General features: G+C 63.4%; 11 protein-coding genes and 1 tRNA gene. 4 read left to right on the forward strand and 8 right to left on the reverse strand.

Annotated elements, in window-relative coordinates:
• Positions 1-7: 7 nt before the first annotated feature.
• The 6 genes from FHS92_RS15525 to FHS92_RS15550 all read right to left on the reverse strand — a co-directional run bounded on the left by FHS92_RS15525 (position 8) and on the right by FHS92_RS15550 (position 9,466).
• Positions 8-1,927: a DEAD/DEAH box helicase gene (locus FHS92_RS15525; RefSeq protein WP_184081657.1), complete on the reverse strand. Its 1,920-nt coding sequence runs from the start codon at positions 1,925-1,927 to the stop codon at positions 8-10.
• Positions 1,928-2,105: 178 nt separating this feature from the next.
• Positions 2,106-2,603, reverse strand: a complete 498-nt coding sequence (locus FHS92_RS15530) for a sterol desaturase family protein (protein WP_184081705.1) — start codon at positions 2,601-2,603, stop codon at positions 2,106-2,108.
• A 146-nt stretch (positions 2,604-2,749) separates the two neighbouring features.
• Positions 2,750-4,033: a glycoside hydrolase family 130 protein gene (locus FHS92_RS15535; RefSeq protein WP_246352040.1), complete on the reverse strand. Its 1,284-nt coding sequence runs from the start codon at positions 4,031-4,033 to the stop codon at positions 2,750-2,752.
• Between the two features lie 23 nt (positions 4,034-4,056).
• Complete coding sequence (locus FHS92_RS15540; protein ID WP_246352041.1) at positions 4,057-6,351, reverse strand: glycosyltransferase family 4 protein; 2,295 nt, start codon at positions 6,349-6,351, stop codon at positions 4,057-4,059.
• Positions 6,352-6,641: 290 nt separating this feature from the next.
• Positions 6,642-8,222: a phosphoglycerate dehydrogenase gene (gene serA, locus FHS92_RS15545; RefSeq protein ID WP_184081658.1), complete on the reverse strand. Its 1,581-nt coding sequence runs from the start codon at positions 8,220-8,222 to the stop codon at positions 6,642-6,644.
• Between the two features lie 113 nt (positions 8,223-8,335).
• Positions 8,336-9,466 (reverse strand): phosphoserine transaminase, encoded by a 1,131-nt coding sequence (locus FHS92_RS15550; protein ID WP_184081659.1) that lies wholly within the window; start codon positions 9,464-9,466, stop codon positions 8,336-8,338.
• A gap of 228 nt (positions 9,467-9,694) precedes the next feature.
• Here FHS92_RS15550 and FHS92_RS15555 point away from each other — a divergent pair, with 228 nt between their 5' ends.
• Both FHS92_RS15555 and FHS92_RS15560 read left to right on the forward strand, forming a co-directional pair.
• Positions 9,695-10,396, forward strand: coding sequence for an extensin-like domain-containing protein (locus FHS92_RS15555; protein ID WP_184081660.1), 702 nt, complete (start codon positions 9,695-9,697; stop codon positions 10,394-10,396).
• 55 nt (positions 10,397-10,451) lie between these two features.
• Positions 10,452-11,330, forward strand: coding sequence for an LOG family protein (locus tag FHS92_RS15560; RefSeq protein ID WP_184081661.1), 879 nt, complete (start codon positions 10,452-10,454; stop codon positions 11,328-11,330).
• Positions 11,331-11,408: 78 nt separating this feature from the next.
• On the opposite strand, the gene FHS92_RS15565 is transcribed toward FHS92_RS15560, so the two are convergent.
• Positions 11,409-12,035, reverse strand: a complete 627-nt coding sequence (locus tag FHS92_RS15565) for a c-type cytochrome (protein WP_184081662.1) — start codon at positions 12,033-12,035, stop codon at positions 11,409-11,411.
• 172 nt (positions 12,036-12,207) lie between these two features.
• On the opposite strand from FHS92_RS15565, the gene FHS92_RS15570 reads away from it, so the two are divergent.
• Both FHS92_RS15570 and FHS92_RS15575 read left to right on the forward strand, forming a co-directional pair.
• Positions 12,208-13,104 carry a prephenate dehydratase gene (locus FHS92_RS15570; protein WP_184081663.1) on the forward strand — a complete coding sequence of 299 codons (897 nt, stop codon included), beginning with the start codon at positions 12,208-12,210 and terminating at the stop codon, positions 13,102-13,104.
• A 144-nt stretch (positions 13,105-13,248) separates the two neighbouring features.
• Positions 13,249-13,341 (forward strand) — tRNA-Ser (locus FHS92_RS15575).
• 223 nt (positions 13,342-13,564) lie between these two features.
• Here FHS92_RS15575 and FHS92_RS15580 read toward each other — a convergent pair.
• Positions 13,565-14,749: an ATP-binding protein gene (locus FHS92_RS15580; RefSeq protein WP_184081664.1), complete on the reverse strand. Its 1,185-nt coding sequence runs from the start codon at positions 14,747-14,749 to the stop codon at positions 13,565-13,567.
• Positions 14,750-14,754 lie beyond the last annotated feature (5 nt).

The following is a 14,754-nucleotide window of genomic DNA, read 5'->3' on the forward strand; positions in this document are numbered from 1 at the left end:
CCGTGGATCAGCCCCGACGCGGCCCTTTTCCACCGGGACGGCCACCACCGCCGGCACCGCGTGGACCGGCGGGACGTCCCCCGCCACCGGGGCGCGGGGCACCCGCATTGCTACCGCCCGGCCGGGGTCCACCCGCGCCGCCGCCTGGGCGACCGCCGGTGCGCGGCTTGAGCGTTGCCCGATCGGCAGCCGCCTGAAACGGCTTGGCAGTGTGGCGCGGGGCAGCACGGCCTTCATTGCCGCGATCGTTGTTTCCACGTCCTTCGCGGCGGTTCTCGCGCGCCGCCTCGCGCGGTTTACCGTCGACCTGGACGATGGCAACGCTGCCCTCGTCCGTGTCGGGGCTGGCGGTGCGCTTGACGGCGGCGGCGAAACGCGCCGCTGCAGGTCCTGCGACTTCGAACATGCTCTCCGCCGCGGTGATGCGGATCGCGCCGATTTCCGTGCGGGTAATATGCCCCCGGCGGCATAGCAGCGGAAGCAGCCAGCGCGGGTCGGCATTATGCGTCCGGCCGATATCGATACGGAACCACACGCTGCCCTCGAAGCCGGGGCGCGGGCCCTCGGGACGGACCGGCCCGGAACTGGCATCGACCAGATCCTCGGGCGTGGGCATCTTCGCACGGTGCGCCTGCACCAGCATCGCCGCAATCTCGTCCGGCGACCGTTCGGCAAGAAGGCGCTCAGCCAGCGCACGGTCCTCGTCGTCGACTTCGACCGGCGCGAGAAGCGTTTCGAGCAGCCGTTCGTGATCGGCACGGCGGATGTCGTCCGGTGTCGGCGCGGTCATCCATTCGGCGTTGATCTTCGCGCCGCGCAGCATCGATTCGACACGCTTGCGACGGGGGTAAGGCACGAGCAGGACGGCAACACCCTTCTTGCCCGCGCGCCCGGTGCGGCCCGAACGGTGCTGGAGCGTTTCGGCATCACGCGGCAGTTCCACATGCACGACAAGCGACAGGCTGGGCAGGTCGATACCGCGCGCGGCGACATCGGTGGCAACGCAAACTCGCGCACGGCGGTCGCGCAGCGCCTGCAACGCCTGATTGCGCTCGTTCTGGCTGTGCTCGCCCGAAAGCGCCACGGCGGCAAAACCCCGCTCGGTCAGGCTGGCGTGGAGATGCCGCACATTGTCGCGTGTCGCGCAGAACAGCATCGCCGTGGGCGCTTCGTGGAGGCGCAGGAGATTCACCACCGCATGCTCGATGTCCGAAGGGGCGACGGTCACCGCCTGATAGACGATGTCGCCATGGCCGCGATCCTCGCCCACGGTCGAAATGCGCAGCGCATCCTTCTGGTAACGCCGGGCGAGCGCGACGATCGGCTTGGGCATGGTCGCGGAGAAGAGCAGGGTCCGGCGGCCATCGGGCGTGGCGTCGAGAATTGCCTCCAGATCGTCGCGGAACCCCATGTCGAGCATCTCGTCCGCTTCATCCAGCACCGCCGCCTTCAGATCGGACAGATTGAGGGCGCCGCGTTCGAGATGGTCGCGCAAGCGCCCCGGCGTGCCGACGACAATCTGCGCGCCATGCGAAAGCGAGCGCCGCTCCTTCGAGGCATCCATCCCGCCGACGCAAGTGGCGATGCGCGCGCCAGCCGGGCCGTACAGCCAGATCAGTTCGCGGCTCACCTGCAACGCCAGTTCGCGCGTGGGTGCGATGATGAGCGCCTGGGGCAATGCCGCCGGACCCGTGCGGCCCTCCGCATCCAGCAGTTCCGAACCCATGGCGAGGCCGAACGCAACCGTTTTCCCTGATCCGGTTTGCGCCGACACCACTAGGTCGCGCCCGAAGGCTTCTTCCTCCAGCACCGCAGCCTGCACGGGCGTGAGCGCAGTATAGCCCCGGTCACGCAGCGCCTTGGCCAGCACCGGCACGAGCGTCGCGGGCAGGGTATCAGAGGCGGCTTCGAGCGGCGCCTCGGTCATGATTTCGTCCGACAAAACAGTTCCATTCAGATGATCGGCGCGCGGCGAAAGCGCTGCACGCAACAACCTACCCGGCGGCGTCGCTTAGCGTTACGGCTCGACTGGGCAGGACAGGCGGCGGCCATAGACCAAAAGCGCGACCGGGCCAAGAGCCGATGCTGCGGCGCGGAAGAGACCGTTATATTCCGCGCGGCGCGCGCATGCCCTGCCCCTGTCGCGCGGCGAGCTGGGCCTTCAGCACATCGGGCGCAGGCGCAACCAGAAAGCCGAAGCTGACATTGCCCTCCCGCGTTTCGACGACATGATGCAGCCGGTGGGCCTGCACGATCCGCTTCATGTAACGGCTGCGCGCGACATAACGGTGAGAAACACGCTGATGCACGATGATGTCGTGAAAGCCGAGATAGATCGCGCCATAACCCGCGATCCCCGCGCCCATCGCCGTGGCCCAGCCGCCCCAGCCCCATTGCACGCCGCCCAGCAGCAGCAGGATCGACGGCAGCGCGAAGATAACGAAATACCAGTCGTTCGCTTCCCAGTTGCCCGTGCGCGGGCGATGATGGCTTGCGTGCAGAAACCAGCCCGGCCCGTGCATCACCCAGCGGTGCATGACATAGGCGAAGCCCTCCATCGCCGCGACAGTGGCAAGGAAGATAAGGACATGGGTGAGGGTCATGATCTCGCTATACGCCCGAGAGGGCATCGTGGAAATGCGTTAGAGCGATTTCCAGTCAGATGCCGTAATCTGACGATTCAGAAATCGCGGTAAAACAAGGAATAAGAGCGGCCAATCTAACCCCATCAGCTCGGAAACCGTTCTAATCAATCCATCAACGCAAGCAGTTCCTTGATCGGGACGAAAGAGAACGCCACGGAACTGTCCGCCACGCCATAGGGCATGAACAGCTGATCACCATGCTTCATCGCGCCACAGGTATAGACGACGTTAGGCACATAGCCCTCGCGCTCGTCATCCGAAGCCGCCAGGATCGGCTCGCGCGTCCGGCCGATGACCTTCGAAGGATCGTTCTTGTCGAGCAAGGCCGCACCGATCGAATATTCCCGCATCGCACCCACGCCGTGAGTCAGCAGCAGCCAGCCTTCGTCCAGTTCAATGGGCGCACCGCAATTCCCGATCTGCACCAGTTCCCAGTCGAACAGCGGGGTAAGAATGCGTTGGCCCTCGCCCCAATCCGTGAGCGTGTCCGATGTGATGAGATAGAGATTCTCGCCATCCTGCCGACCAATCATCATATACTGGTCGTTCACCTTGCGCGGAAACAGCGCCATGCCCTTGTTACGCGCAGCGCTTCCCGTCATCGGTACCATCTCGAACTGCCGGAAATCGCGGGTTCGCAGCATTTCCGACTGGATCTGGTGGCCGTTGTAGGCGGTGTAGGTGCCGATCCATTCGTAGCTGCCATCGTCATGCTCGAAATGGACCAGTCGCAGGTCTTCCAGACCGTTGGCCTGCGCCGCGGTGATCGGGAAGATCACCGTGCCGGACAGGGTGCTGTCGTTGTGACGGAAAATCTCTACCGTGCCGGACTGGATCACATCGTCGCCGTCCTGCGCGTCCGTGGCCGTCGCGAAAGGCGGCTCGGAAGCAAGCTGCAATTCACCATCGCTCGTGATGATGCCCTCGCGAAACGCAATAGAGCTGATATGCCCTTCGCCGACCGCGCGCAGCGAGATAATGATCCGCGCGCAGCCTTTCGGCATGCCGCTCTGGTCGAAATGGGGCACGACGCTGGGGTTCATCAGCGCGGCGGCGGCATAGCTGTATTCGTGGCAGAAATACGCTCCGATGAGCTGACAGCGCGCATCGCTGATCGACCGACCGTCCAGTTGCACGAGCCGCGCAATCTGTTCGTAGCGGGTCATGAACACCCGGCGCGTTTGCCAGTGCCGCGCCTCGAAATCGGTTAGCACATGAGCAAGCTGATCCTCGACCGCTTTCTCGTCCAGCGCAAGGACCGCGTCGACGATGCGATGCGTGCGGCTCGGCGCATTTCCATTCGCTTGCCAGCCCAGATGGAATGGACGCACGACGACCCGGCGCGCATCGGCGTACAGCCTCAACGGCAACGTATCTATTCCCAGCAAAGCGTTCCCCGCAAATTATTGTGTCAAGCCGGCAGGTTTTCCGTGCCCGCCACAACAGTCTTTGGCACGCTTTGCGCTGCGGTGGAAAGCCGCTTTATCGCGCAGGATGCAAATTGCAGCGCCAATATGGACTCTGCGCCCTGGTTGCGGTTCACACCCTGCGGGTTCAGACCGTCGAAACAGCCGCCATCCTCACGCGTTGCCAGCGGACGATCGAGGTCGTTGCGGCCCAGAAACCAGCCATACGCCGCCTCGCCCGCTTCCACCCAGCGTGCCGACGGATCGACCGCGAACGCGGCTTCGGCGGCCTCGATCATCGCCTGCGCTTCCAGAGGCTGCTGGTCGAACGGCAGGGGATCAGCATAGGTGCGTCCGAAGCTTTCCGTCCCCACGGAGCGGAAATGGCCATCGGGGGCCTGCTGCAGCTCGGTGATCCATTCCAGCGTGGTGAGGCCACAGGCGATGAACCGCTCGTCCCCCAGACGCACGCCCGCGCGCAGCAGAGCCTCGCTCAGCCGCACGTTGTCATAAGACAGCGATGATTCGAACCATTCCCATCCGGTCCGGCGCTCGGCATGGTAATGCGCGATCAGATGCTCACCAAATTCGCGCAGCAAGGCCCGCGCGCGTTCATGCTCCGGGACCGCCTCGAGCATCGCGGACGCACCCAGCATCGCAAAGGCGCGCGCACGCAGCGGCTGCAATCCGCTCAGGGCGGGAAGGCACCGGTCGAACATCATGCGCGCCCATTCGGCGTGCTTTGCGAGCGGTGCATCCCGTGCGGTGCTGCCAAGCGACCAGAGAGCACGGCCATTGCTGTCCTCAGACCCCACGTCCTCGCACCAACTCCGGTCGAACGCCATGAAGTTACGGAAACGCCCGGCCCCGCCGTTCCAGGCATGCTGCACGAAGCTGGCGTAGATGGTGGTCCACTTGTCGCGCAGCTCAACATCCAGATCTTCCACCCGGTTAATCAGCATCAGCGCACGGCAATTATCATCGATGCAATAGCCATGATCCCGGTCGGGCACGGACAGAATGCTGTGTTGGAGCATGCCCGTGCTGTCGCTCATCCGCAGGACCGCAGAGAGGTTGGGATCGAGAGCGCCATAGCTGCGGCGCGCGGGCAATTTGGTGGGCTGGCCATCGCGCGCACGGATCAGCAGGCGACCGACCCGGCGGGCCAGTTCCACCCAGAGCATCTGCCGACCACATGCATAGGCCCGCTCCGCATAACCTTGCCGCAGCCCGTCATCGTCAAGCAGGCTTTTCACTTCCCGAGCCAGCGCATCGCTGTCGGCAAAGGGTACGAGCTTGCCGCGCTCGTCGGCCAGGATCTCCGCCGCGTGGACGTAGGGAGTCGACACCACCGGTTTGCCCATGGCGACGGCATAGCTGAGCGTACCCGACGTGATCTGCGCGGGATTGACATAAGGCGTCACATAAATGTCGGCCGCCTGAAGATAATCGAGCAGGTCTTCCTGTTCGACATAGCGGTTCACGAATTCCACATTATGCTCAACGCCGAGCTCAACCGCCATATCCTTGAGGCGGTGACGGAGCGTCTCGCCCTGCTCGCGCACGATGTTCGGGTGCGTCGCGCCAAGAATGACATACAGCGCGTCAGGATGATCCCGCACGATGGTCGGCATGGCCCGAACCATGTTTTCGATGCCCTTGTCCGGTGCCAGCAGGCCGAAGGTCAGTATAACCTTGCGTCCTTCCCAGCCAAACGGCGCCTTCATGCTGTCGGGCTCGACATAGGCCCGGTCTGGCACGCCGTGGGGAATCACATGAATGCTGGCATCCGACACGCCATAGACCATGCGCAGGATGTCCCGTCCCCGCTCCGCCATGACGATAAGCTGGCTCGAACGGGCGATCAGCGCATCCATGACCCGCCGCTCGTCGATGCTTGGGCGTTCAAGAATAGTGTGCAGGGTCGTGATCAGCGGCGTTCTTGTACGCGCCAGCAGGTGCAGGATGTAATCACCGGCAGGCCCGCCGAAAATACCGAACTCGTGCTGGAGCCAGATTGCCTGCGCGCCGCTCTCGTCGATGTCCTTGGCGGCCAGCGAATAGGAAGTGCGATCATGCTGGGAAATGAGGCTGACGTCGGCCGGATACTCCAGATCCTCCACCTCATCGTCCATCGCGTAAAGATCGATCTGCATTTCGGGAAACTGCCCACGCATCGCGTCGTAGCAATGGGTCGTGAATGTTGCGATGCCACAGCGGCGCGGTACGCTGTTGCCGATCAGGGCAATATGCCCCAAATTGCGGCTGATGGCATCGGGCGTGAATCGCATGTCGTTCATGGGCTCTCTCTGTTCAGATGGCCCGTTTCCGGAAAAACTCCCGAAAAAACGGAATTGCTTAGTCTAACGCCATCCCGTGCAAAAAGTTGCCTTGCCTTGCGGTCGTCTGGCCGTGTTACGGGGCGGAACGGTTTTCGCAACGTGACGAGTCTTTCAACAAGCTAGGGTACAGCAATCCTGGATCAAGTATAGTTAAAATTTTGCACCGCAACATAACCATCTGGCCAGAAAAAGCCCCGCCCTCTGGTGGTGGAGGACAGGGCATCTTTCCGGCTATTCTGATGGAAGGATCAGGCGAAGCGGAGCAGCTTCACGTCCTTCACGCCGCTCAGCTTGCAGATATCGTCGACGACGGCTTTGTCGACCGTTCCGTCCACCGACAGCAACAGCACGGCTTCGCCGCCCTGATCGCGGCGCCCCAGATGGAAGGTGCCGATATTGACGTCGGCCGCTCCCAATGCGGTGCCAAGGCGGCCGATGAAGCCGGGCGCGTCCTGGTTGACGATGTAGAGCATTGTGTCATCGAGATCGGCTTCGACCTTGATGCCATACAGCTCCACCAGGCGCGGCTGGGCGTGGCCGAACAGCGATCCGGCCACCGAACGCTCGCCCTGCTTGCCCTTCACTGTGACGCGCACCAGCGTCTGATAGTCACCCTCGCGATCGTGACGCACTTCGCGCACGTCGAGGCCGCGTTCCTTGGCGAGATAGGGCGCATTGACCATGTTGACCGTGTCGGAGTAGACGCGCATCAGCCCGGCGAGCACCGCAGCGGTGATCGGCTTCTGGTTGAGTTCGGCGGCATGGCCCTCGACTTCGATCGATACGCCCTGAATGCCCTCGCCCTCCAGCTGACCGATCAGGCTGCCGAGCTTTTCGGCAAGCGCCATATAGGGCTTGAGCTTCGGAGCTTCCTCCGCCGACAGGCTGGGCATGTTGAGCGCGTTGGTGACGCCGCCGGTCATCAGATAATCCGACAGTTGCTCGGCGACCTGCAGCGCGACGTTGACCTGCGCTTCGTTGGTCGATGCGCCCAGATGCGGGGTCGAGATGAAGTTCGGCGTGCCGAACAGCGGGCTGGCCTTGGCTGGCTCCTCGGCGAACACGTCGAGCGCCGCACCCGCGACATGGCCGCTGTCGAGCGCGTCCTTCAATGCCGCCTCGTCGATCAGGCCGCCGCGCGCGCAGTTGATGATCCGCACGCCCTTCTTGCACTTGGCAATGTTCTCGCGGCTCAAGATGTTGCGGGTCTGGTCGGTCAGCGGCGTGTGCAGCGTGATGAAATCCGCCTTGGCCAGCAGTTCCTCCAGCGTCGCCTTCTCCACGCCCATTTCCACCGCACGTTCCGGGGTCAGGAACGGATCGAAGGCGACGACCTTCATTTTCAGGCCGAGCGCGCGGCTGGCGACGATCGAGCCGATATTGCCCGCGCCGATCAAGCCCAGCGTCTTGCCGGTCACTTCGACGCCCATGAAGCGGTTCTTTTCCCACTTGCCCGCCTGCGTCGAGGCATCGGCCTCGGGCAACTGGCGCGCGAGCGCGAACATCAGCGCGATGGCGTGTTCGGCGGTCGTGATCGAGTTGCCGAACGGGGTGTTCATCACCACCACACCCTTGGACGACGCATAGGGAATGTCGACGTTATCGACGCCGATCCCTGCACGGCCGATGACCTTGAGGTTGGTCGCCGCGTCGAGGATTTCCTTCGTCACCTTGGTCGAGCTGCGGATGGCGAGGCCATCATACTCGCCAATCATCGCCTTCAACTCGTCCGGGGTCTTGCCGGTGATTTCGTCCACTTCCACACCGCGATCCCGAAAAATCTGCGCGGCCTGGGGGTCCATCTTGTCGGAAATAAGTACCTTGGGCATGACAATGCTCCTTTTGATCTTGGAGAAACCCGTTCGCCCTGCGCTTGTCGAAGGGCCGCACTTCCTGAGCAGAAGAACGGGGCTTCGACAGGCTCAGCCCGAACGGTTACAGATTAGGCAGCCTTCGCGCTGGCGTAGGCCCAGTCGAGCCACGGACCGAGCGCTTCGACGTCAGCGGTTTCCACGGTCGCGCCGCACCAGATCCGCAGACCGGCCGGAGCGTCGCGATATCCCGCGACGTCGTAGGCCGCGTCTTCGGCTTCGAGCAGGGACGCCATCTTCTTGATGAAGGCTTCGTCCGCACCCTCGACCGTCAGACAGACGCTGGTGGTCGAGCGGGTCGTCAGATCAGGCGCGAGATGGCCGAGCCAGTCGCGCTGATCGACGATCTTGCCCAAAGCCGCGGCGTTGGCATTGGATCGGGCCATCAGTCCCTCCAGACCGCCTACCGACTTCGCCCATTCGAGCGCGAAGATCACATCTTCGACCGCGAGCATGGAGGGCGTGTTGATCGTCTCGCCCTTGAAAACCCCCTCGGCTAGCTTGCCCTTGGACACAAGGCGGAACACCTTGGGCAGCGGCCAGGCGGGAGTGTAGCTTTCCAGCCGTTCGACCGCGCGCGGGCCGAGGATGATGACGCCGTGGCCACCTTCGCCGCCCAGAACCTTCTGCCAGCTGAATGTTGTGACGTCGAGCTTGTCCCAAGGCATGTCATACGCGAACACGGCCGATGTGGCGTCCGCAAAGGACAGGCCTTCGCGGTCATCCGCGATCCAGTCGCCATTGGGGACCCGTGCGCCCGACGTGGTGCCGTTCCAGGTGAAGAGCACATCGTTCGACCAGTCGACCGCGTTCAGATCCGGCACTTGGCCATAATCGGCGCGAATGATCGTCGGGTCGAGCTTCAGCTGCTTGGCGGCGTCCGTGACCCAGCCCTCGCCGAAGCTTTCCCATGCCAGCGTGGTGACCGGGCGGGCGCCCAGCATGGTCCACATCGCCATTTCGAACGCGCCGGTGTCCGATCCGGGCACGATGCCGATGCGGTGCGTATCGGGCACACGCAACACTTCGCGCATCAGGTCGATGGCGAGGCCAAGGCGCGTCTTGCCGATCTTCGCACGATGCGAGCGGCCCAGCGATTGCGTAGCGAGTTTGGAAGCGTCCCAGCCCGGCGGCTTCGCGCAGGGACCGGAAGAAAAGAAAGGACGCGCAGGCTTGGAGCCCGGACGGGTAGTCTCAGTCATGTAGTCTCTCCTCACAGAGAGCACGCGCGGCGTTGGGACCGCGTGGCCCGTCGCCGCACCTACAGGCCATGGGTTAATTGTCAATGACGAATGCTGGAGAAGCGAAAAATGCGGTGAATCAACCTGCCCGCTCCGCCTGTCGAAAACCGCAAGGCGTTCGCCGCATCTCCCCGCGCTTCGGACGACTTTTAATCTTTTGTTAACCATGTTCTGGCGCAGTGGACGGCGATGGCGGGCTTATCCCTTTTTGATTCGTGCCGGGCAAGGATTGCGGCGCTCGCGCTCGTCTCGCTGCTGTCGGCCTGCGCGGGCGACATGATCCCCGCTGGCCGTTCTTCGCACAAGGCGCCGCAGCGCGTGAAGTCCCGCCCCGCGCGTGCGCCGGTGATCCGCCACGACAGCGAAGCCTATCGCCAATGCACCGCCAAGCTAGCGAGCATCAACGCCCGCTACACGCCCCTGCCCGACCAGAATTTCGGTGGGGGATGCAACGCGCTGGGTGCGGTAAAGCTGATCGACGTCGGCGTGCCCACGACCAACCTCGGCGCCATGACCTGCCCGCTCGCCTCCAATTTCGCGGCCTGGACCCAATATGGCGTGCAACCCGCCGCGCGCGTCCTGCTCGGCGCGGAGCTGGTGCGGATCGAAACCTTCGGAACCTATAACTGCCGTGTGGTCGCCGGATCCGGTCGCCTGTCGGAGCATGCCCGCAGCAACGCCGTCGATATCGCCGCATTCGTGCTGTCCGACGGGCGACGCATCACGGTGCAGGACGGATGGCGCGGCGACCCGGACAGCCAGCGCTTCCTGCGCACTGTGCGTGCCAGCGCCTGCAAGCGGTTCCGCACCGTCCTCAGCCCCGACTATAACGCGGCCCATCATGACCATCTGCATTTCGACATGGGCGGCACGGGCGGCATTTGCCGCTAACCCCGTCCCGCCTCCCCGGCTTCCGTTCCTGACAAAAACAGGCTAGCGGCGCACCATGGCCAAGAAGAAAGTCGAACAGCGGATCTTTCGCCCCGCCTCCCAAGAGGCGCAGGATGCCGAAACCAATATCGCCGTCCCGCAGACGCAGAGCGTCGCCTACCGTCTTGCGTTTCAGGACAAGGATTTCCTGCTGCGCGAGGATCTCCGCCCGGTGCGTTTCCAGCTGGAGCTGATGAAGCCGGAGGTGTTTCTGGACGAAGCGCAGATCGTGTCGACCTTCGTGTTCTACGGCTCGGCGCGTATCCCCTCCCCCGAAGACGCGCAGGCGCGCATCGATGCCGCAACCACGGATCAGGAACGACGCATCGCCCAGAACCTGGCCAAAAAAGCGCGCTATTATGAGGAAGCACGCGCCCTTGCCCGGATCGCGGCACAGGTGCCGCCCAATGAGGCCGGATGCCGCCATTTCGTCGTGTGCTCGGGCGGTGGCCCTTCCATCATGGAGGCCGCCAATCGCGGCGCGGCCGATGTCGGCGCGCAGAGCATCGGCATGAACATCGTACTGCCGCACGAGCAATGCCCCAACCCCTACGTCACGCCGGAGCTGAGCTTCCAGTTTCACTATTTCGCGCTGCGCAAGATGCACTTTCTGCTGCGTGCCCGCGCGCTGGCGATCTTCCCGGGCGGATTCGGCACGTTCGACGAATTTTTCGAGCTGCTGACGCTGGTGCAGACCGGCAAGATGAAGCCGATCCCGATCCTGCTGTTCGGGCGGGAATTCTGGAACCGCGTGGTCGATTTCGACGCGCTGGTCGACGAGGGCGTGATCGCGCCGACCGACGTCCATCTGATCACCTGGGTCGAAACAGCGCAGGAAGCATGGGATGCTGTGGAGGCCTTTTACGCCGACGCCGCCGCGCCGGGATGTGACTGACCGGCTGATCGCCTAACCGGAACGGACACAAAAAAGGGCGGCGCTGCGCGGCGCCGCCCCTCCTCTCCACCTCGAAAATTACTTGGCTGCGGGTTCCGCAGGCGCCGCAGCATTGGCAGCATTGTCTGCCGGAGCGGTCGCGTTAGCCGCCGCATCACCCGCCGGAGCCGGAGCGGCGTCAGCAGCTGGCAGCGGCAAGTTCGACCCTTGGGTATTCAGATAGGCGATGAGGTTGGCGCGGTCGACGGGGTTGCCCAGACCGGCAAAGGTCATCTTCGTCCCCGGCGCATAATCGCGCGGGCTCGTCAACCACGCGTCCATTGCCGCGAAATCCCACTTGCCGCCCTTCTTCTTGAGCGCGTCGGAGAAGGCAAAGCCGCCACGGCCGGCCGCCACCGCGTCGCCCACAATCTCGTGCAGGTTTGGACCGATACCATTCGCGCCGCCCGCGTTAATGGTGTGGCACGCCGCGCACTTGGCGAATACCTTCTCACCGGCCGCGACATCCGCCTTGGACAGCAACGTATTGAGCGAAGGACCGGCTTCCGCGCCCGCGCCCGCTTCGGCCTCGACACCCTCGATCACATAGCCCATCTTTTCCGGGCGCTCGTCATGGAACAGCTTGCCGCTGACGATCGCACCGCCGAGTGCGACGATACCGGCGAACAAGGTCCAGCCGGCAATGGTATTGAAACGATCGTCCATGCGTCCGCTATCCTCCGAAATGACTGTTGGCGCCGCAGAAAATTGCGCCCCCCATATTCGCGCTGCCTTAATGGCGCAAGCGCGAAGGTGCAAGCCGAAGCTTGCGCCCGCGCCACATAGCGCATAAGCGGCGCCAGAACCGTGTCACACCCGCCGACCGAGCCGCAATTCTATGGAAAATTACCCTCTTCCCGCCCAAACCCTCGTCGAACAGATGAGCGCGCAAGCGCTTGCCGATCCGGCGCGTGCGGTCGCGTTTCAGGGCGCTCCCGGCGCCAATTCCCATCTGGCCGCGATGAGCTGGCGCGCGGACAGCCTGCCGCTGCCCTGTTTCTCGTTCGAGGATGCGCTGGACGCGGTGAAGGAAGGACGCGCCGACCAGGCGATTATTCCGATCGAAAATTCGCTGCACGGCCGGGTTGCCGACATGCACTTCCTGCTGCCCGAATCCGGCCTGTCGATCGTCGCGGAATATTTCCTGCCGATTCATCACTGCCTGATGACGGCGAACGGCGGGGCGCCGATTGCCACCGCGATCAGCCATGTGCAGGCGCTGGGCCAGTGTCGCAAATATCTGCGCGCGCATGACATCCGCCCGGTCGTCTATGCGGACACCGCCGCCGCCGCCGCGCTTGTCGCGGAAACGCGCGAAACCGGTGCCGCCGCGATCGCGCCCGCGCTCGCCGCCGAACTCTATGGCCTCACCATCGCTGCGCGGGATATCGAGGACAGCCACGACAACATGACCCGCTTCGTGATTCTCGCGCGCGAGGCCCGGTTGCCCCAACCGGATGTCGCGACGATGACCACCTTCCTGTTCGAGGTGAAGAATATCCCCGCCGCTCTCTACAAGGCGATGGGGGGATTCGCGACCAACGGCGTCAACATGACCAAGCTGGAGAGCTACCAACGCGGCGCCAGCTTCTCCGCCACCGAGTTTTATGCCGACATCGAAGGCATGCCCGGCGATCCGGCCGTCGACCGGGCGCTCGATGAATTGCGCTTCCACACGAAGTGGCTGCGGCTGCTCGGCAGCTATCCCCAGGCGAGGACCCGCGCACCGGCCTGAACCGGCGGAGCGCGGCCCGGCCTGCCTGATGCACGGTGAGGAAAACGCACGGGGCCTTAAAGGGACCGTTGCCAACCACCGGAGCGCTCGCTATAGCCCGTCGCTCAGCAGTTGCCGGACGGAAATTCCGTCCTCAACGCGTGCGGAGACGTGGGTGAGTGGCTGAAACCAACGGTTTGCTAAACCGTCGTACTGGTAAATCCGGTACCGAGGGTTCGAATCCCTCCGTCTCCGCCACTACCCATTGATTTCATTGGATAAATTGTCAGAAAATCTGTTGCGTCCGGGTCTGCATCCGGGTTTTTAATGTGGATTATTGCGAACTGTTGCGGCCAGCAGTGCTGGTTTTGCGTCAGATCGACAGGCGCTCATCGTGCAGGTTGCGCACATCTGAAGCCTCGAAGACGTACCTCTTGCAGTCCGAATGTCAGCGCGATGACACCCAAGCATCCGTTGCCTCCTACTCTCCGCCTTCAGCCATCGCTCGCCGCATAAAATCGCCGAACAACGGCACGGTGAATGCGACGATGCTATGTTCGGGGCTGTAGATCATGCCCTTACGAATCAGGCTATCGCGGGCGGGACCAGCGGCGTTGGTTGATCGCGCCAACCGTGCTGCCACATCAGCCGAACGCTGAGGTTCGTCACCAAGGGCGGCCATCGCGCGAAGATATTGGCGTTCCTTGGGGGTGAGCCGGTCAAAGCGCATTCGGAAGAAACTGGCATCGAGCGCGGCAATTGCTGCTGGCGTTGCCGCTTCGACGTCTGCCTTGGTGATCGGAGACTGTTCTGCCACGTTCCACGTCTGAAAACCCCATTGCTGGAGGAAATAGGGATAGCGCTCGGTGACAGAAAGGATTGCATCAATGGCATCCTCGGTGAACGCCACCCCTTCGTCGCGCGCAGGGACGCTGACCGCTTCGCGGGCGAACACCTCGCCAAGCTGACCGATTTCGTTGAACAGGAACATCCTTTCGGCATAGGACTTTGCCCGACCGAAGAGGCCAACGAGTTGCGGAAGGCCCGCACCGACGATCCCCAACGGATACTTGCGCTGGTTGACACGGTGAAGCGCTGTCACCAGTGCGCCCAAGTCGGCTTCCGGTACATATTGCAGTTCGTCGATAAACAGGATGAAGGCTGTTTTCCGCTCAGCCGCCGCTTCGCCTACCATCGTCAATATGTCGGAAAGATCGGAGTCCAGATCGCCGCTATCGGCTACGCCGGGTGCGGCGGGCGAGATTGAGGCTTCCAGTTCTCCATAGCTGAGCTTGAAGGCGCTGGCGAAGTTCCGCAAGCCGCCCAGCGCGCGCTTTGCCAGCGACATTGCCGCCTGCCCGCGGTCAAGCTGCAACAGCGCGGCGCGCAAGCCGGGAACCAGCAGCGCGGGGAGTGAGCGGCTTTCAGGCGCTTCGAGCTTCAAACAGATAAAGCCCCGATCCTCACACCGGCGCTCGATATGGTCGAGCAGCACGGTTTTGCCGACGCCGCGCAGGCCCACCAGCATATGATGCTGCGATGGCCGTCCAAGCCGCAGGCGATCCAGCGCAATGTCGATTTCTTCGATGATTTCTGCGCGGCCGAACAGTTCGTGTGGCGGTGGCGTGCCAGCGCCGGGGGCGTAGGGGTTATGACGACGATCCATGTATA

Source organism: Sphingobium subterraneum (genome assembly GCF_014199435.1).
Classification (GTDB): domain Bacteria; phylum Pseudomonadota; class Alphaproteobacteria; order Sphingomonadales; family Sphingomonadaceae; genus Sphingobium; species Sphingobium subterraneum.